This window comes from Actinoplanes sp. NPDC051470 (assembly GCF_040682035.1).
Lineage (GTDB): Bacteria > Actinomycetota > Actinomycetes > Mycobacteriales > Micromonosporaceae > Actinoplanes.
In genome coordinates, this window is sequence record NZ_JBFBAA010000017.1 from 95,686 (window position 1) to 113,400 (window position 17,715).

At 69.2% G+C, this 17,715-nt stretch carries 18 protein-coding genes; 15 read left to right on the plus strand and 3 right to left on the minus strand.

What is annotated here, in order from left to right:
* Nucleotides 1-34 precede the first annotated feature (34 nt).
* Together AB0M54_RS27920 and AB0M54_RS27925 are read left to right on the plus strand one after the other, a co-directional pair.
* Complete coding sequence (locus AB0M54_RS27920; RefSeq protein WP_364474518.1) at nucleotides 35-865, plus strand: DUF4097 family beta strand repeat-containing protein; 831 nt, start codon at nucleotides 35-37, stop codon at nucleotides 863-865.
* Nucleotides 866-867: 2 nt separating this feature from the next.
* A complete protein-coding gene (locus AB0M54_RS27925; RefSeq protein ID WP_364327585.1) occupies nucleotides 868-1,041 on the plus strand; it encodes a hypothetical protein in 174 nt (57 codons plus the stop codon).
* 46 nt (nucleotides 1,042-1,087) lie between these two features.
* Here AB0M54_RS27925 and AB0M54_RS27930 read toward each other — a convergent pair whose 3' ends face one another.
* On the minus strand, nucleotides 1,088-2,041 hold the full coding sequence (locus AB0M54_RS27930; protein WP_364474520.1) for a PD-(D/E)XK nuclease family protein: 954 nt from the start codon (nucleotides 2,039-2,041) through the stop codon (nucleotides 1,088-1,090).
* Between the two features lie 264 nt (nucleotides 2,042-2,305).
* Between AB0M54_RS27930 and AB0M54_RS27935 the strand changes: the two genes are divergently transcribed.
* The 3 genes from AB0M54_RS27935 (at nucleotide 2,306) to AB0M54_RS27945 (ending at nucleotide 4,976) form a co-directional block, all read left to right on the plus strand.
* Nucleotides 2,306-3,379, plus strand: coding sequence for a site-2 protease family protein (locus AB0M54_RS27935; RefSeq protein WP_364327840.1), 1,074 nt, complete (start codon nucleotides 2,306-2,308; stop codon nucleotides 3,377-3,379).
* Nucleotides 3,376-4,311 carry a tRNA (adenine-N1)-methyltransferase gene (locus AB0M54_RS27940; RefSeq protein ID WP_364327579.1) on the plus strand — a complete coding sequence of 312 codons (936 nt, stop codon included), beginning with the start codon at nucleotides 3,376-3,378 and terminating at the stop codon, nucleotides 4,309-4,311. The genes AB0M54_RS27935 and AB0M54_RS27940 overlap by 4 nt, the downstream gene beginning before the upstream one ends.
* A 74-nt stretch (nucleotides 4,312-4,385) precedes the next feature.
* Nucleotides 4,386-4,976 (plus strand): hypothetical protein, encoded by a 591-nt coding sequence (locus AB0M54_RS27945; RefSeq protein WP_364327576.1) that lies wholly within the window; start codon nucleotides 4,386-4,388, stop codon nucleotides 4,974-4,976.
* 98 nt (nucleotides 4,977-5,074) lie between these two features.
* Here AB0M54_RS27945 and AB0M54_RS27950 read toward each other — a convergent pair whose 3' ends face one another.
* A complete protein-coding gene (locus tag AB0M54_RS27950) occupies nucleotides 5,075-5,368 on the minus strand; it encodes a ferredoxin (RefSeq protein ID WP_364327573.1) in 294 nt (97 codons plus the stop codon).
* A gap of 176 nt (nucleotides 5,369-5,544) precedes the next feature.
* On the opposite strand from AB0M54_RS27950, the gene arc reads away from it, so the two are divergent.
* The 10 genes from arc (at nucleotide 5,545) to AB0M54_RS28000 (ending at nucleotide 15,985) form a co-directional block, all read left to right on the plus strand.
* Entirely contained in the window at nucleotides 5,545-7,323 is a 1,779-nt protein-coding gene (gene arc / locus AB0M54_RS27955; protein ID WP_364327570.1) for a proteasome ATPase, read from the plus strand.
* Nucleotides 7,324-7,502: 179 nt separating this feature from the next.
* Nucleotides 7,503-9,020, plus strand: coding sequence for a depupylase/deamidase Dop (gene dop / locus AB0M54_RS27960; protein WP_364327567.1), 1,518 nt, complete (start codon nucleotides 7,503-7,505; stop codon nucleotides 9,018-9,020).
* Nucleotides 9,021-9,092: 72 nt separating this feature from the next.
* Nucleotides 9,093-9,308: a ubiquitin-like protein Pup gene (locus AB0M54_RS27965; RefSeq protein WP_364327564.1), complete on the plus strand. Its 216-nt coding sequence runs from the start codon at nucleotides 9,093-9,095 to the stop codon at nucleotides 9,306-9,308.
* Nucleotides 9,309-9,314: 6 nt separating this feature from the next.
* The gene (locus AB0M54_RS27970; protein ID WP_364474522.1) at nucleotides 9,315-9,998 is read left to right on the plus strand and encodes an endonuclease VII domain-containing protein; all 684 of its coding nucleotides are present in this window, start codon (nucleotides 9,315-9,317) and stop codon (nucleotides 9,996-9,998) included.
* Nucleotides 9,917-10,759, plus strand: coding sequence for a proteasome subunit beta (gene prcB / locus AB0M54_RS27975; protein ID WP_364327558.1), 843 nt, complete (start codon nucleotides 9,917-9,919; stop codon nucleotides 10,757-10,759). Before AB0M54_RS27970 ends, prcB begins: the two co-directional genes overlap by 82 nt.
* A 37-nt stretch (nucleotides 10,760-10,796) precedes the next feature.
* A complete protein-coding gene (gene prcA, locus AB0M54_RS27980; protein ID WP_364327555.1) occupies nucleotides 10,797-11,600 on the plus strand; it encodes a proteasome subunit alpha in 804 nt (267 codons plus the stop codon).
* A 266-nt stretch (nucleotides 11,601-11,866) separates the two neighbouring features.
* Nucleotides 11,867-12,925: an SDR family oxidoreductase gene (locus AB0M54_RS27985; RefSeq protein WP_364474524.1), complete on the plus strand. Its 1,059-nt coding sequence runs from the start codon at nucleotides 11,867-11,869 to the stop codon at nucleotides 12,923-12,925.
* Nucleotides 12,926-13,029: 104 nt separating this feature from the next.
* Entirely contained in the window at nucleotides 13,030-14,388 is a 1,359-nt protein-coding gene (gene pafA / locus AB0M54_RS27990) for a Pup--protein ligase (protein WP_364327550.1), read from the plus strand.
* Nucleotides 14,389-14,393: 5 nt separating this feature from the next.
* Nucleotides 14,394-14,594 (plus strand): hypothetical protein, encoded by a 201-nt coding sequence (locus tag AB0M54_RS27995; RefSeq protein ID WP_364474610.1) that lies wholly within the window; start codon nucleotides 14,394-14,396, stop codon nucleotides 14,592-14,594.
* Nucleotides 14,595-14,689: 95 nt separating this feature from the next.
* Nucleotides 14,690-15,985: an MFS transporter gene (locus AB0M54_RS28000; protein WP_364327547.1), complete on the plus strand. Its 1,296-nt coding sequence runs from the start codon at nucleotides 14,690-14,692 to the stop codon at nucleotides 15,983-15,985.
* Nucleotides 15,986-16,647: 662 nt separating this feature from the next.
* Here AB0M54_RS28000 and AB0M54_RS28005 read toward each other — a convergent pair.
* Nucleotides 16,648-17,712 carry a DUF3866 family protein gene (locus tag AB0M54_RS28005; RefSeq protein ID WP_364474526.1) on the minus strand — a complete coding sequence of 355 codons (1,065 nt, stop codon included), beginning with the start codon at nucleotides 17,710-17,712 and terminating at the stop codon, nucleotides 16,648-16,650.
* Between the last annotated feature and the right edge of the window lie 3 nt (nucleotides 17,713-17,715).

Genomic DNA, 17,715 nt, shown 5'->3' on the forward strand with positions numbered 1-17,715 from the left:
ACCCCTTCCTTCCGGTACGTGAGGAGAGTTCGCCATGCCCGAATTCGACCGTTCCACCCCCGTCACCGTGGCCCTGAAGGTGCCCTCGGGCCGGGTCGACATCACCGCCGAGGACCGGCTCACCGTGGTCGCCGACGTGCAGCCGATGGACGGCAGCGAGGCGTCCCGCCAGGCCGCCGAGAACACCCAGGTCACCCTGGACGGCGACACGCTGATCATCCGGGCGCCCGAGCAGCACGGCTGGGGCTTCCGGCGCACCGGCAAGCTGCGGGTGACCGTGCGCGTGCCGTCGGACAGCTCGCTGGCCTGCGACCTGGCCTCGGCCGACCTCACCGCGACCGGCCGCTACGGCACCGCCCAGGTCAAGCTGGCCTCCGGCGACCTCCGCCTGGGCGACGTCACCGCCGACGCCGCGCTGGAGTCGTCGAGCGGCGACCTCACCGTCGGGCAGGTCGGCGGATCGCTGCGGATCAACACCGCGTCGGGCGACCAGCGCACCGGTGACGTCATCGGTGACGTCAAGGCCGAGGCGGCGTCCGGGGACATCCAGATCCACGGCGTCGGTGGCTCGGCCACGGTCAAGGTCGCGTCCGGTGACATCAAGGTCGGCCTGCTGCGCGCCGGCGAGGCCCGGCTCAGCGCGGCCTCCGGTGACGTGCGGGTCGGCGTCCTGGCCGGCACCGGTGTCTGGCTCGACGTGAGCACGGCCGCCGGCCGCACCCGCAACGAGCTGGCCATGGGCGCCGACGCCCCCGGCGCCACCGCCGCGTCCACCGGCGCCCAGCTCGAGCTGCGCATCCGCACCGCGAGCGGCGACATCGACATCCGCCGGGTCACCGACTCGACCTCCAAGCTGGCGGCCTGACCATGAGCCGCCTGACCATGAGCGGCCTGACCGTGAGCGGCCTGATCACGAGCGCTCGCCAGGACCGCGACCCGCCCGCAGCACGCCTCGGGCACCGGGTCCTGACCTCTCGCCGCGCGAGCAGGCGTCACCGGCCGGGACGCTATCCGCTGGCCCGCGGCCCGACGCTCGGGTGACCGCATCGACCGCCCGCTTCCCGTTGTCGGGGGAGCGGGCGGTCGGTCAGTCGGCCGTGCTCAGCAGGTCTTCGGGCGGGGCGCTGGGCTCGGGGGCACGCTCGGGATAGGGCGGGGGAGTGCCGCCGAACTCGGGACACCGGGCCTGATGGCTGCACCAGCCGCACAGCTTGCTCGGCTTGGCCCGGAAGTCTTTGTCTTCCTTGGCGCGCTCGATCGCCTGGGACAGCGCGACCAGCGTGCGTTCGAACCGCTCCAGCTCCTCGGCGTCGGGGCTGTAGTCGCAGACCTCCTGATCCTTCAGATAGAGCAGGCGCAGAACCCTCGGAACGACCCCGCGGGTACGCCAGAGCACGAGCGCGTAGAACTTCAGCTGGAACAGCGCCCGCCCCTCGAACGCCTCTCGTGGCGCCCCACCGGTCTTGTAGTCGACCACCCGCAGATCGCCGCCGGGCGACACGTCGAGCCGGTCGATGTATCCCCGGATCAGCAGTTGATCGTCGACCAACGTGGACACCAGCGCTTCCCGCTCGGCCGGTTCGAGCCGCGACGGGTCCTCGACCTCGAAGTAGCCGCCCAGCAGGCCCTCGGCGCTGGCGAAGAACGCTTCGAGCCGCCCATCGGCGTCAAGCGGCATTCCGTCGAGCATCGGCTCCGCAGGCGCGGCGTCGGCGGCGGTCGAGGAGGCGGCGGGGGGCTCGATCTGGTCGAACAGCGTGGCGAGCACCGGTTCCTCGTCGACCAGGCGCAGCCATTGCGGCTCGATCAGCGCGGCCGCCGCCCCGGGCGTGCGTTCCAGCGGGGGCAGGTCGAACAACCGCTCGAGCACCGCGTGCACCAGCGTTCCGCGAACCTGGTCGGGAGTGGGCTGCTCGGGCAGCCGATCGATGGTGCGGAAGCGGAACAGCAGCGGGCACGTCTTGAAATCGGCTGCCCGCGAAGGCGACAACGACGGGCCCGCGAACGTGGTCGCAGTCCCGGAGGATTCGGTCACCGTCATGCGACAAGGCTATCGGCCGGGTATGACAGAAATTCGCGCGGCAAGGCCTTGAAAAAGGGCGACCCCGCACGCAGGTGGAGCGAAGCGACCCTCGGCGGGAGCGACGGTCAGCACCACCCACCGACCTACGACCTCAAGCACTTGATTTTGATCTTCGTCCTCTTCCGTACCATCGAACCCGTGGATGACCGAGCTGAACAGCCTCGTCGCTCCGGGCGGGTGGTTGGCCGCGTGCTGGGCATCCCGCTCTACCTGAACGCGTCCATGCTGGTGCTGGCCGTGCTGGTCACCGTGGTCTACGGCGGCTTCGTGCAGGGGTCGCTCGGTCTGCCGGGGCCGGTCAGCTACCTGGTCGGCTTCGGGTTCGTGCTGTGCCTGCTCGGGTCGGTGCTGCTGCACGAGCTCGGACACGCGCTGACCGCGCGGCGGTTCGGCATCGGGGTGCGCGGCATCACGCTGGAGCTGCTCGGCGGCTACACCGAGATGGATCGTGAGGCGCCCAGCCCGCGGGTCGACGCGCTGGTGGCGCTGGCCGGACCGGCCGTGTCGCTGATCCTCGGCGGGCTGGCCGCGCTGGCCTACCACCTGCTGCCGGACCGGACCATCGCCGGCGAGATCGCCTTCCAGCTGGCCGCCTCGAACATCCTGGTGGCGTTCTTCAACGTGCTCCCCGGCCTGCCGCTGGACGGCGGGCGGGCGCTGCGCGCGCTGGTCTGGGCCATCGTCCGCGACCGCGCCCGGGCGACCGTGGTGGCCGGCTGGGCCGGTCGTGTGATCGCGGTGGCCACCGCGGTGGCCGTGCTGGTGCTCTACCGGCTCGAATTCATCACCCTGTTCGGCATGCTGTTCATCCTGCTCGTGGTGGTCACCCTGTGGCAGGGCGCGGGGCAGTCGATCCGGCTGGCCCGGATGACGTCCCGGTTCCCGCTGGTCGACCTCGGGCGGCTGGCCCGGCCGGTGCTCGGGGTGCCGTCGGGCACGCCGCTGGCCGAGGCCGAACGGCGCGGGGCCGCGGACGAGCGCGACCGGACGGCGCTGGGCGTGGAGGACTCGTCGGGGCGGCTGGTGGCCCTGGTCGACGTGACCGCGGCGGCCAAGGTGCCGGTCGATCGACGACCGTGGGTGCCGGTCGACGACGTGGCCCGGGACGTCGGCAAGCTGACCGCGCTCAAGTCCGATCTGACCGGCGAGCAGGTGGTGCGGGCGATCCAGGCCTACCCGGGTGCGCAGTACCTGGTGGTCTCCGGGGAGGATGTGGTCGGCGTCCTGCACGTGGCCGACCTGGCCGCGGTGCTGGAGCCCCGGAGAACCGTCGCACAGGCGAAAGAGAGATCGTGACCACCCAGCACCTGGCCGAAGAGTCCGAGACCACACCGTCGCACCGGGGCCCGTTCCGGCCCGGCGACCGCGTGCAGCTCACCGACCCGAAGGGCCGGATGCACACGATCGTGCTCGAGCCGGGGAAGGCGTACCACACGCACCGCGGCGCCCTGGAGCACGACGCGTTGATCGGGCTGCCCGAGGGCAGTGTGATCAGCTCGGCCGGCGGCACGGCCTACCTGGCCCTGCGGCCGCTGCTCAGCGACTACGTGCTGTCGATGCCGCGCGGCGCGCAGGTGATCTACCCGAAGGACGCGGCCCAGATCGTCGCGATGGGCGACATCTTCCCGGGCGCCAAGGTGCTGGAGGCGGGGGCCGGGTCGGGCGCGCTGAGCTGCTCCCTGCTGCGCGCCGTCGGGGCCGGAGGTGAGCTCCACTCGTACGAGCTGCGCGACGACTTCGCGGCCATCGCCCGCAAGAACGTGGAGGCCTTCTTCGGCGGCCCACACCCCGCCTGGCACCTGCACGAAGGCGACGTGGCTTCGGCCGAGGAGACCGATTTCGACCGGATCATCCTGGACATGCTGACCCCGTGGGAGGCCCTCGACATGGTCGAGCGGTCGCTCGTGCCGGGCGGCGTCTTCATCGGGTACGTGGCCACCACCCCGCAGCTGTCGGAACTGGTCGAGGCGCTGCGCGAGCGCGGCGGCTGGACCGAGCCCCGGGCCTGGGAGTCCCTGGTCCGCGACTGGCACGCGGAGGGCCTGGCGGTGCGCCCCGACCACCGGATGGTGGCGCACACCGCGTTCCTCGTCTCGGCCCGCCGGCTCGCCCCGGGTGTGACCGCTCCGCCCCGTCGTCGCAAGCCCAGCAAGGGCGCTGAGGCGTACGCGCTGCGTAAGGCCGCCCGGGAGGCGATCGCCGCGGAACGGGACGACACCGGGGTGTGACCGTCCGGAGCGTGTCGGGTAGTTTTCCTGCCGGGGCGGAACGTGTGACAAGCGGGAGGGACCGGGTGGGCGCGATGAGTTCTCCGCCGTTCGGCGGCAGCAACGAGATGCCGGCGGTCTTCCCGGACTGGTCGCCCTACCAGGACCTCGACTCCGCCGCCCGTGCCTACCTGCGCGACCCCGAGGTGGCCCTGGACGCCCTGTTCGGCGTGCTGCGGGGCGCCGAGGTGCTGTGTTTCACGCTGGAACGTTTCGTCAACGAGGTCAACGGCGTCTGGCAGGAGGTCGTCATCTGCGACGGCAGCCGCCTGGTGCTGTGGCACGGCGAAGACGTGGCGCCCGGCGACGGCCCGGTCGGCTCGATGACGTCGTCGCTGCGGGTGGTGCCGCTCTCCACGGTCACCGAGGTGGGCTGCCGGCGGCGGCTCACCCGCACCTCGACCGGTCAGGCGCGGGTCGACAGCATCGACGTCTACCTGCTGCTCAGCTCGGTCGACGACGCGGTTCCGCCACCCGGGATGGCCGAGGAGGAGACGCGGGCGGCGCTGCGGCACGACGCGCTGCGCTTCGGCAAGACGCTCGACGACGGTGGTCCGGGCCAGATCCAGCGGCTCGAAGAGTTCTCACGCGTGGTGGCGTCGCTCGTCGGGCGACCCACTTTGTGATGAATGAGGCTTCCGTCGCCTCTTGTAGGCCTGTGAGATTTAACCCAGCGGCCGTTCACCGGACCGAAAAACGTTCTTGCTATGGCCGGCGGGCCGCCCTAGCCGGCATCGGGGCCGGCCACTTCGACGTCGTCGGCCTGGCGCACCACGTGGATGCAGTCGCCCGGGCACTCCTTGGCCGCGTCGATCACCTCGAGGCGGAGATGGGCCGGCACGCCCGTGCGGACACCGGGGGATTGCAGCAGCTCACCGGCACTGTCCTTGACATACGCCAAGCCGTCGATGTCGAACTCGAAGACCTCGGGCGCGTACTGCACGCACAGTCCGTCGCCGGTGCAGAGGTCTTGGTCGACCCAGACCTCCAGCTGTGCGGTCTCGGTCTCGGTGGTCACCGGTCGTCCCCCCTCGGAGCAGTCCCCTCCACCGTAACCGACCGGTGTGACAAGACGTTCGGGGCGGCTTGGCGCAACGATCTTGACGCGGACACCCGGGAGAGCAAAGGTCTAAATCCGCCCTTCAGCGGTTAGTGTTATCTCTCAAGACGTTCGAGCCCCCGGGGAGGTGGGACGTGGCACGTAGCGACGAGGCGTCTGGCGCCGCACGTTGGGAGAAAGAAGCCAACGATCTCTCCAGCCAGGTTGCGTTCCTGCAGGAAGAACTCGCTCTGGTACGGCGCAAGCTGACCGAAAGCCCCCGACACGTCCGGCAGCTCGAGGAACGGCTTGCGACGACGCAGGCGCAGCTGGCCCGACTGACCGAGAACAACGACCGGCTCGTGGCGACCCTCAAGGAAGCCCGGGCTCAGATCGTCACTCTCAAAGAGGAGATTGACCGCCTCGCCCAGCCGCCCAGCGGCTACGGCGTTTTCCTCGCCGCCCATGAGGACGGCACAGTCGACGTCTTCACCGGCGGCCGCAAGTTGCGCGTCGCGGTCTCGCCGAGCCTCGAGGTCGAGGAACTCAAGCGGGGCCAGGAGGTGCTCCTCAACGACGCGCTCAACGTGGTCGACGCCTTCGGCTACGAGCGGGTCGGTGAGGTCGTCCTCCTCAAGGAGGTGCTGGCCGACCCGGCCGGCGGGCCGGGTGACCGCGCGCTGGTCGTCTCGCACGCCGACGAGGAACGGATCGTGCACCTGGCCGACTCGCTGATCGGCGGCACGCTGCGCGCGGGCGACTCGCTGATGATCGAGCCGCGGTCGGCGTACGCCTACGAGCGGATCCCGAAGAGCGAGGTGGAGGAGCTCGTCCTGGAGGAGGTTCCCGACGTCGACTACACCGACATCGGTGGCCTGCACTCCCAGATCGAGCAGATCCGCGACGCCGTGGAACTGCCGTTCCTGCACGCCGAGCTGTTCCGCGAACACCAGCTCCGCCCGCCGAAGGGCATCCTGCTCTACGGCCCGCCCGGCTGCGGCAAGACGCTGATCGCCAAGGCGGTGGCCAACTCGCTGGCCAAGAAGATCGCCGAGCGCCGGGGTGAGGAGAAGCACACCAGCTACTTCCTCAACATCAAGGGCCCCGAGCTGCTCAACAAGTACGTGGGTGAGACCGAGCGGCACATCCGCCTGGTCTTCCAGCGGGCCCGGGAGAAGGCCGGCGAGGGTACGCCGGTCATCGTGTTCTTCGACGAGATGGACTCGATCTTCCGTACCCGTGGCTCCGGTGTCTCCAGCGACGTGGAGAACACGATCGTCCCCCAGCTCCTCAGCGAGATCGACGGCGTCGAGGGCCTGGAGAACGTGATCGTGATCGGCGCCTCCAACCGTGAGGACATGATCGACCCGGCCATCCTGCGGCCGGGCCGGCTCGACGTGAAGATCAAGATCGAGCGCCCGGACGCGGAGGCGGCGAAGGACATCTTCGCCAAGTACATCCTCACCGGCCTGCCGCTGAGCTCGGACGACCTGGCCGAGCACGGTGGCAACCCCGACGCGACGGTCGCGGCCATGATCGAGGCGGTCGTGCTCCGGATGTACACGGAGACCGAGGAGAACCGCTTCCTGGAGGTCACCTACGCCAACGGTGACAAGGAGGTCCTGTACTTCAAGGACTTCAACTCCGGCGCGATGATCCAGAACATCGTCGACCGCGGCAAGAAGATGGCGATCAAGGAGTTCCTCACCTCCGGCAAGAAGGGGCTGCGCCTGCAGCACCTGCTCGACAGCTGCGTCGACGAGTTCCGCGAGAACGAGGACCTGCCGAACACCACCAACCCGGACGACTGGGCCCGCATCTCCGGCAAGAAGGGCGAGCGGATCGTCTACATCCGCACGCTCGTCTCCGGCGGCAAGGGCGCCGAGGCCGGCCGCTCCATCGAGACGGCCAGCAACACCGGTCAGTACCTGTAAAATTTGTGGGGAAAGAGCGGGCGGAAGCTTCTTCCGTCCGCTTTTTTCTACGCTGAGCGCGAAATATGCTGGTCGGGCACGCAGCGTGCTTCGGCGCGCACTGCCCGGCGCGTCAAGGGAACGCGAACCGTCTAGGCTCGATACAAGGGCACGGCAATGACGGCGGGTGGAGCAGCGGCATGAGCGTTCGACGGATCATGGGCACCGAGGTCGAGTACGGCATTTCGGTCCCCGGCCAGCCCGGCGCCAACCCCATGGTCACCTCCTCGCAGGTGGTCAACGCGTACGGCGCGCGACCCGAACTGACCCGCGGCGGGCGTGCCCGCTGGGACTACGAGGAGGAGTCGCCGCTGCGTGACGCGCGCGGCTTCACCTATTCCGGCGCCGCCTACGACCCGGCCGACGCGCTCGCCGACGAAGACCTGGGCCTGGCCAACGTGATACTGACCAACGGCGCCCGCCTCTACGTCGACCACGCCCACCCGGAATACAGCACCCCGGAATGCACCAACCCGATGGACGTGGTCCGCTGGGACAAGGCCGGCGAGCGGGTGATGGCCGAGGCGTCCCGCCGGGCCGCCACCATCCCCGGCGCCCACCGCATTCAGCTCTACAAGAACAACACCGACAACAAGGGCGCGTCGTACGGCTCGCACGAGAACTACCTGATGCGCCGGCAGACCCCGTTCGCCGACATCGTGGCCCACCTGACCCCGTTCTTCGTGACCCGGCAGATCTTCACCGGCGTCGGCCGGGTCGGCCTCGGCCAGGACGGCTCGGGGTCCGGCTTCCAGATCTCCTCCCGCGCCGACTTCTTCGAGGTCGAGGTCGGGCTGGAGACCACGCTCAAGCGGCCGATCATCAACACCCGCGACGAGCCCCACTCGGACGCCGACAAGTACCGCCGGCTGCACGTGATCATCGGCGACGCCAATCTGTCCGAGATCGCCACCTACCTCAAGGTCGGCACCTCGGCGCTGGTGCTGGCCATGATCGAGGAGAAGGTGTTCACCGGCGAGCTGGGCATCGCCGACCCGGTCAGCGAGCTCAAGGCGGTCAGCCACGACCCGTCCCTGAAGCACCTGATGCGGCTGCGCGACGGCCGCCGGCTGACCGCGCTCGACCTCCAATGGGCGTATTTCGAGCGGGCCAAGGCGTTCTGCGACGAGCGGTACGGCGCCGACATCGACGACCAGACCGCCGACGTGCTGGACCGCTGGGAGGACATCCTGGACCGGCTCGGCCGCGACCCGATGACCTGCTCCGACACCCTCGACTGGGTGGCCAAGCTGCGGCTGCTCGAGGGCTACCGCGAGCGGGAGGACCTGGGCTGGTCGTCGCCCAAGCTCCAGCTGGTCGACCTCCAGTACGCCGACGTGCGCCCGGAGAAGGGCCTCTACCACCGCCTGGTGGCCCGGGGCTCGATGAAGACCCTGCTCGACGACGACGCCGTGCGGCGCGCCATGGTCGAGCCCCCCGAGGACACCCGCGCCTACTTCCGCGGCCGGTGCCTCGCCCAGTACGCGTCCGAAGTGGTCGCGGCGAGCTGGGACTCGGTGATCTTCGATGTCGGACGGGAGTCGCTCGTCCGGGTTCCGATGATGGAGCCCGAGCGCGGCACCAAGAAGCACGTCGGGGCCTTGTTCGACAAGTGCGAGAGCGCCAAGGATCTGCTCGAGGTGATCACGAGCCGGTGAGGCGTTTTGTCGTACGGGCGAGGTAGGTTTTCAACATCCCGTTGAGGCGGGCGGGAACGAAGGGGGAGTCCGATGGCAACCCGAGACACCGGCGGCCAGTCCCAGTCCGGCAAGGGCAAGAGCGACCAGGAGATCGAAGACGTCACCACCGAGGCGAACCCCGAGGTGGCCGAGCGCCACGCGGAGATCACCGAGGACGTGGACGACCTGCTCGACGAAATCGACTCCGTCCTCGAGGAAAACGCTGAAGAATTTGTGCGCGGATATGTGCAGAAAGGCGGGGAGTGATCCTTAATGTCCGACTCGTCCAAGATGGGGGACGGCGTTCGGATGTGCCGCGATTGCGGCGGGATCAAACCACTCACCGATTTCCACGCCAGCCCGAAGCGGAAAGGCGGCCGCGGTAGCTATTGCAAGGACTGCTTCAACGAGCGGTCCAAGCGGAGCTACGCGAAGCGCGTCCAGGAAAAGTTTGGACGCCAGGTTCGCGAAGGGCGAACGGTGCCAGACGGGCACCGGTACTGCCCTGACTGTGAGGCCGCGAAGCCGTTGACGGACTTTCCCCAGAGCAAGGCGGGCAGAGGCGGCTATGGCGGCTACTGCAAGCCCTGTCACAACTTTCGGGGCAAAGCAAGTGTGGAGCGTCGTGGCGGGTCGCGGGAGTACCACCTCCGGCGTCGTTATGGCATTGGTCAGGTTGACTTCGACGAGTTGCTCGCGGAGCAAGGTGGCGTGTGTGCGATCTGTGGCGCGGCCGACCCTCAACACGTCGATCACGACCATCGCACCGGCTGGGTCCGCGGGATATTGTGCTTCAACTGCAACGGCGGTCTTGGGCAGTTCCGGGACAACCAGCTGTTCCTGGCCAGCGCGATCGAGTATTTGAAGGGAACCACGTGGCAGCGGATTTTGATCCATCCGGGCGTCTACCAGATGTGTTCTTCGAGCCGGGGACGTCCTCCTTCACGCAGTTCCTGACCAAGGCCGCCCCGGAGCTGCTGCCCGGGCGGCGGCCGGTGCCGCCGCAGCTGAGTGGCGGTGATCTGGCGCCGCACGGCACCACGATCATCGCGATCCAGACCGCCGAGGGCGTCATCATGGCCGGCGACCGGCGGGCGACGATGGGCAACCTGATCGCCAGCCGCGACATCGAGAAGGTGCACCCGGCCGACGCGTACTCGCTCATCGGCATCGCCGGGACGGCCGGCATCGGCATCGAGCTGATGCGGATCTTCCAGGTCGAGCTGGAGCACTACGAGAAGACCGAGGGCACGATGCTGTCCCTCGACGGTAAGGCGAACCGGCTGGCCTCGATGATCCGCGGCAACCTCGGCGCGGCGATGCAGGGCCTGGCCGTGGTGCCGCTCTTCGCCGGGTACGACCTGACGCCCGCCGACCCGGCCAAGGCCGGCCGGATCTTCAGCTACGACGTGGCCGGCGGGCTCTACGAGGAGACCGGGTACGACGCGGTCGGCTCCGGCTCGCTGTTCGCCAAGTCGGCGCTGAAGAAGAAGTTCCGGGCCGGCGTCAGCACCGAGGACGCGATCGTGCTGGCCGTCGAGGCGCTCTACGACGCCGCCGACGACGACACCGCGACCGGCGGGCCCGACCTCACCCGCAAGATCTACCCGGTCGTGATGACGGCGACCGCCGACGGCACCCACCGCCTCACCGACACCGAGATCACCGCGGTCGCCGAGCGGGTGGTCGCGGGACGCATGGAGAACCCGGGCGGCTGACCCCGCGCCGAGACAACCGAAGAAGGAGTAGCCACCCGTGGCCATGCAGTTCTACGCATCACCCGAGCAGGTCCAGCGGGACCGCTCGGAGTACGCCCGCAAGGGCATCGCGCGGGGCCGGTCCGCCGTCGTGCTCTCGTACACCGGTGGCATCCTGCTGGTGGCCGAGAACCTGACATCGCTGCGCAAGATCAGCGAGCTGTACGACCGGATCGGATTCGCGGCCGTCGGACGGTACAACGAGTTCGAGAGCCTGCGCCGGGCCGGTATCCGGATGGCCGACATGCTCGGGCTGTCCTACGACCGGCGCGACGTGACCGGGCGGGCGCTGGCCAACGCGTACACACAGACGCTCGGCGCCATCTTCAGCGAGACCCAGAAGCCGTACGAGGTGGAGATCTGCGTCGCGCAGGTCGGCACCTCGCCGGAGGCGGACGAGCTGTACCGGATCACCTACGACGGCTCGGTCATGGACGAGCCCGGCTTCATGGCCATGGGTGGCCAGGCCGAGGCCATCGCCGCGGTGCTGAAGGACCGGCACGACGCGTCGGCCGACGCCCCGCAGGCGCTCAAGCTGGCCGTGGAGGCCCTGGGCAGCGTCGGCGGCGAGAACGGCAACCGGCGCGAGCTCGAGGCCAAGCAGCTCGAGGTGGCGGTCCTCGACCGCGCGCGCAAGGGCCGTGCCTTCCGCCGCATCACCGGGGCGGCGCTGACGAGCCTGCTCGAGGGCGGCAAGGACGTGCCCGAGAAGGAGCCCGGCGACGCCGGCGCTCCGGCTCCCGGCGAGGACAAGCCCACGACGAGCGCCGCTTCCGAGGGCGCCGACTCCAACGATGAGTGATCGTTTCTAGACCGCTTTGGGCAAGGCCGTAGTCGCCGGTCCGTCTTCGAGAGGAGGCGGACCGGTGTGCGCTCGCTGCGAGGTCACCCGGACACGAATATGCCGACAGATTCATAACGCCGAAATAGACGGTGTAAACGTCGGTTCCGTCGCCGGGAATTCAGTCGCTGCGCCGGTGACGCGCGTCCAATGTGAGGCCCGCTCGGGCCTGCTTTCGGTGACCATCTTGCTAGCATGATCAATTGCGGCCGCCGAGGGGGAGTTCCGTGCGCGTTCTACTCACCGGGGACAGAGGTTACCTAGGAGAAGTCACCAAGCGTGAGCTCTCGCGTTGCGGCTTGGAGATTCGCGGGTGCGATGCCGGCTGGTTCGACCCGCCCGGGACGCCCGGGGAGCGGTGTGATTTCCGCGACCTGGGGGAGGGCGAGCTCCGCGGCTTCGACGCCGTTGTCCACCTGGCTGCGGTCTGCAACGACGCCTCCGGCGAGATCGTGGCGACGGCGACCGAGGCGCTGAATCATGCCGCCACAACGGAATTCGCGCGTGCCGCGCGGAACGCCGGCGTCCGCTCGTTCGTGCTCGCGTCATCGTGCAGTGTCTACGGCGCGGCTGGGGACGTCTACGCCGATGAGCACTACGCACCGGAACCGCTGACCGCCTATGGCGCGAGCAAGCTGAATGCCGAACGCGACGTGCTTGCCCTGGGCGGTCCGGAATTCGGTGCCACCGCACTACGATTCGCGACACTCTACGGCTATTCGCCGTCATTCCGGAGTGACCTCATGGTTAACCGGATGGTGAGCACGGCATGGCGATTCGGGCGGATCAACACCAGCGGCACGGGCGCCGCCATCCGGCCGATGCTGCACGTCGCCGACGCCGCGGCGGCGATCTGCGCGACCGTTGCCGGCGACCCCGCCCTGGTCACCGGCAGGATCTTCAATGTGGGCCGGCCCGGCGAGAACTTCCGGGTCTCCGATGTGGCCGACCTGGTGTCCGGCACATTTCCTGAGGCGCAGATCATGAACGTGGGATCCGAGGACGCGCGGACGTACAGCGTCGCTTTCGATCGATTCACCACGACCTTCCCGGAATGGAGGCCCAGGTACCGTCCCGCTGACGGCGTGGCCGACGTCGCGGCCGCCTACCGGCGCGGTGACCTCGCCTTTCCCGGCGCGGATCCGGAGGGGTGGGGGACGACCGACCGAAGAGATCACCTGCTCTCCCTCGTGCGGAGCGCTCAGCTCGACGAGCACTTCAGGCGCCCGAGCCAACTCGAAACCGGCACGGAACCATTGTTGCCTCAGAGTCCGTCGGGCGAGTGAATGTGCAGGTGGCGGCCATGATCTTCGGCACGGTTACGCATCGGAACGGCGAAAGCGCGGGTTGTGACTGCCAATCACGGGTCTGGGGCGGCTAGTGTTTCGGCATGGAGCGGCGAATTTTCGGCCTGGAGACGGAGTACGGCGTCACGTGCACGTACCGGGGGCAGCGGCGGCTCTCCCCGGACGAGGTGGCCCGGTACTTGTTCCGTCGCGTGGTGTCCTGGGGCCGCAGCAGCAACGTGTTCCTCCGCAACGGTGCCCGGCTCTACCTCGACGTTGGTTCCCACCCTGAGTACGCGACGCCCGAGTGTGACTCGGTCACCGATCTGGTCGCCCACGACCGGGCCGGTGAACGGATCCTCGAGGGGCTGCTCGTCGACGCCGAGAAGCGGCTGCACGACGAGGGCATCGCGGGCGAGATCTACCTGTTCAAGAACAACACCGACTCGGCCGGCAACTCGTACGGCTGCCACGAGAACTATCTGGTCAGCCGGCACGGCGAGTTCGGCCGGCTGGCCGACGTGCTGATCCCGTTCCTGGTCACCCGCCAGCTCATCTGCGGCGCCGGCAAGGTGCTGCAGACCCCGCGGGGCGCCGTCTTCTGCCTGTCGCAGCGGGCCGAGCACATCTGGGAGGGCGTCTCCAGCGCCACCACCCGCAGCCGGCCGATCATCAACACCCGCGACGAGCCGCACGCCGACGCCGAGCGTTACCGCCGCCTGCACGTGATCGTCGGCGACTCGAACATGAACGAGGTCACCACGCTGCTCAAGGTCGGCAGCGCGGACATCGTCCTGCGCATGATCGAGGCGGGCGTGGTCATGCGCGACCTCAGCCTGGAGAACCCGATCCGGGCCATCCGCGAGGTCAGCCACGACACCACCGGCCGCCGCAAGATCCGCCTGGCCAACAACAAAGAGGTCAGCGCGCTCGAGATCCAGCAGGAATACCTGGCCAAGGCGACCGAGTTCGTCGAGCGCCGGGGCGGCGACCAGACCGCCAAGCGGGTCGTCGAGCTGTGGGGCCGGGTCCTCAACGCGATCGAGTCCGGCAACCTCGACCCGGTCTCCCGCGAGATCGACTGGGTCAGCAAGCTCAAGCTGATCGAGCGCTACCAGGCCAAGCACCAGATCCCGATGAGCCACCCGCGGATCGCCCAGCTCGACCTGGCCTACCACGACGTCCGGCGCGGCCGCGGCCTGTACGCGCTGATGGAGAAGCGTAAGCAGGTCGACCGGATCGCCAACGACCTCGAGATCTACGAGGCCAAGGAGACGCCGCCGCAGACCACGCGGGCCCGGCTCCGCGGCGAGTTCATCCGGCACGCCCAGGAGAAGCGCCGCGACTTCACCGTCGACTGGGTGCACCTCAAGCTGAACGACCAGGCTCAGCGCACCGTGCTCTGCAAGGACCCGTTCCGGGCGTACGACGAGCGCGTCGAACGTCTCATCGCCAGCATGTGATGGCGTTGTCCGAGCAGAAGAAGGCGGCCAAGCCGGAACGCACCATCGAAGACGTGATGTGGGGCCGGGTGGAACGCCGGCGCGCACGGATCCGCGACGAGATCAAGCGGAACCGCGCCGGCGGCCACAAGGTCCCCACCTGGGTCCTGGCCGCCGTCCTGGGCGTCATCGTGGCCGGCTGGCTCTACCTGATCATCACATCCTGACGGCCGCCCGGGACCAAGCCGAAGATCCACATGCGTGATCCGCACCGTACCCCCGAATCGCTTGCCTTGGTATTGATGTTGGCCGATATTGAGGCATGGCTACCGTCGTCCCGGCGCACCGCCGCCGCGCAGTTGTCGCCAGCACCGTCGGGACCACCATCGAGTGGTACGACTTCTTCCTGTACAACACGGCCGCGTCGCTGATCTTTCCGGCACTGTTCTTCCCCAACCACGCCCCCTTCACCGGCATCCTGCTGTCCTTCGGCACGCAGTTCGTGGGGTTCGTGGCGCGGCCGGTCGGCGCGGCGATCTTCGGGCACTACGGCGACCGGATCGGCCGCAAGGCCACCCTCATCGCCACGCTGCTGCTGATGGGTGTCACGACGACGCTGATCGGCGTGCTGCCGACGTACGGGTCCATCGGGTACGCCGCGCCCGTCCTGCTCGTCCTGCTGCGCATCGGGCAGGGCATCGGCGTGGGCGGCGAATGGGGCGGCTCGGTGCTGCTGTCGATGGAATGGGGCACACCCGGCCGGCGCGGGTTCTTCGCCAGCTGGCCGCAGGTCGGTGTGCCGCTCGGACTGGTCACCTCGACCGGCGTGGTCCGGCTGACCAGCGACTGGACCGGCCCGTCCTTCGACAGCTGGGGCTGGCGGATCCCGTTCCTGCTCAGCGTGGTGCTGATCGGCATCGGCCTGTACGTGCGGTTGCGGGTGATGGAGAGCCCCGAGTTCACCGCCGTCGTCGACACCGGCGCGGTGGCCCGCCGCCCGCTGGTCGAGGTGATCCGCACCGAGTGGCGCACCATCCTCGGCTCGGCCCTGGTCCGGCTCGGCGAACAGGCGCCGTTCTACCTGTTCACCAGCTTCGTCCTGACGTACGGAACCAAGCAGTTGGGCCTGAACCGCGACGGCCTGCTCGACGACATCCTGATCGCCGCCACCATCGGCGTCATCAGCGTCCCGCTCTTCGGCCACCTCTCCGACCGCTTCGGCCGAAGACGCGTCTACGGCGTCGGCATCGTGCTGACCGGCGCCTTCGCCTTCCCGTACTTCGGCCTCCTCGACACCAAGTCGTCCGGCCTGATCCTGCTCGCGATCGTGATCTCGCTGATCTTCCACGACATGCAGTACGGGCCGCAGGCGGCGCTGATCGCCGAACGGTTCGGGGCGAACCTGCGGTACTCGGGCGCCGGGCTGGGCTATCAGCTGGCGTCGGTGATCGCGGGCGGGCCGGCGCCGCTGATCGCCACGAAGATCCTCCAGGAGACGGGATCGAGTGTCGGCATCAGCTGGTACATCGTCGGCTGCTGCGTGGCCGGGTTGCTGGCGCTGGTGTTCCTGCTGCCCCGCACGGAAGCCGCCGGGTCAACTTCAGGATCAAGTGCGTGATGTCGTCGCTGGGTGGGTGGTGCTGACCGTCGCTCCCGCCGGGGGCGGGCGCGCGGCTCCAAGGCCGCGGGCGGCCAGAACAGAGCCGCGCGCCCTTCATTCTGCGTGCGTGGTCGAGCTTCTCAAGAGCGGACGTGGAAACCGTGGCGGCGTCTTGGTGGAGAGCGCATTTCGGGGCCGCGTGGCACCCCGAGTCTCTGAGCGGGCAGGACGAGCGGGGCCAGCCGGAAGCGCGCTGGCCTGGGGAAACGACGGTGTTGATCTTTAAATCGGAGTGCGCGCACCGCCGCCGCCCCCCACCCCTCTGGGTGGGTAGGAATGTAGCGGATGGGTGTGACGAATCGGGGGCGTTATCCACAGGCGTGACTCCGCGTAGCGTCGGATTGTCGTGCTGATCTATCCCGAGCCGGACCTTGCTGACGAGGTTGTGGCGGCTGCGTCGGTGGCGGGAGAACGACGTTGATTGCGTGCGGGCGGCGGCTGAGGACCCGCGGATCCCCGAGGGCACTACGGTGCCGCGGAACTGTTCCGAGGCGGCCGGGCTGGAGTTCATTTGGCGGCAGTGGAGGCGGGCCGAAGGTGGGGAGGGGCTGTCACTGGCGGTGGCCGACGTCGTGACGGATCGCTCACCCGGCGCGCTGACGTTCTGGTTCTGGCGCGGGTCAGATGAGGCTGGCCGCGTGTCGGCCCGCGGCTGCGGCGGCCAGGAAATACCAAGGGTCTTCCGGGTACGGGCGGCCCATCGTCGACAACGGCACGGGGGAGGCGAGCAGCGCCTGCTCCAGGCCGTCCGTGGGGACGGGGACGATGTGGTGGCGGGTCAGGGAGGACAGGCCGGCTGAGAGGGATGCGGGCAGGTCGGCCGGGGTCACGATGTCGGCGGGGGCCAGGGCCACCCGGCCGTAGGCGGTCAGGGAATGGTGGGAGATGCCCTGGTGGCGGGCGCGGCCGTCGCCCGAGGAGATGCGCAGGGAGCCGATGGGGTGGCCGCCCAGGGTGGCTGCGGCGTTGATGGCCTCGCCGACCGCCACGCCGGAGAAGCCCCAGGGGGTGCCGGTGCCCAGGTTGCCGGGGCCCTGCGTGACTATTGCCACGTCGGCTCGCAGGACGTGGCGGGCGGCCAGCAGGCCGGTGTGCACGGTGCTCGCCTCGAGGGTGCCGCCGAAGGACTGGCCGGTGGTGATCGTGCCGGCCAGGGAAGACGCCAGGCCGTCCAGGGTTCGGGAGAACCAGGCGGGCAGGGCGCCGCCGTCGAGCATCACGTAGGCGACGCGGGCGGCGGGGCGGTCGGCGTGGATGGCGGCCAGGATCGCCGGTAGCGCGGAATGCAGGTCGGCCGTGACGACGGGCAGGCCGTCCAGGGAGTCGGCCGACTCCATCAGCCCTCGGTGGGGTGAGGCCTCCTCGTCGACGCCGAGCAGGATCGGCTGCAGTGGCGTGTAGCGGGCCTTGACCAGGTGGCCGGCGTCGCGGGTGGTGCCGGCCGAGACCGGGTCGGCGGGCAGGCGGTCGGGGATGGCGACGACCATCGCGTACCCGCCTGTGCCCAGGCCCATCACCAGCGCGCCCACATTGAGCAGCACCCGGTCGCCGGTCACAGGCTTTCCGACCAGTTCTGGGTACGCCAGGGCGCGAACCGTGGCGCCGTCCACGCCGACGTCCAGTTCGACGGCGCCGTGCCACGCCCGGCGGAGGGAAAGGACCGTTCCGGACCGCCAGCGCACCATGAA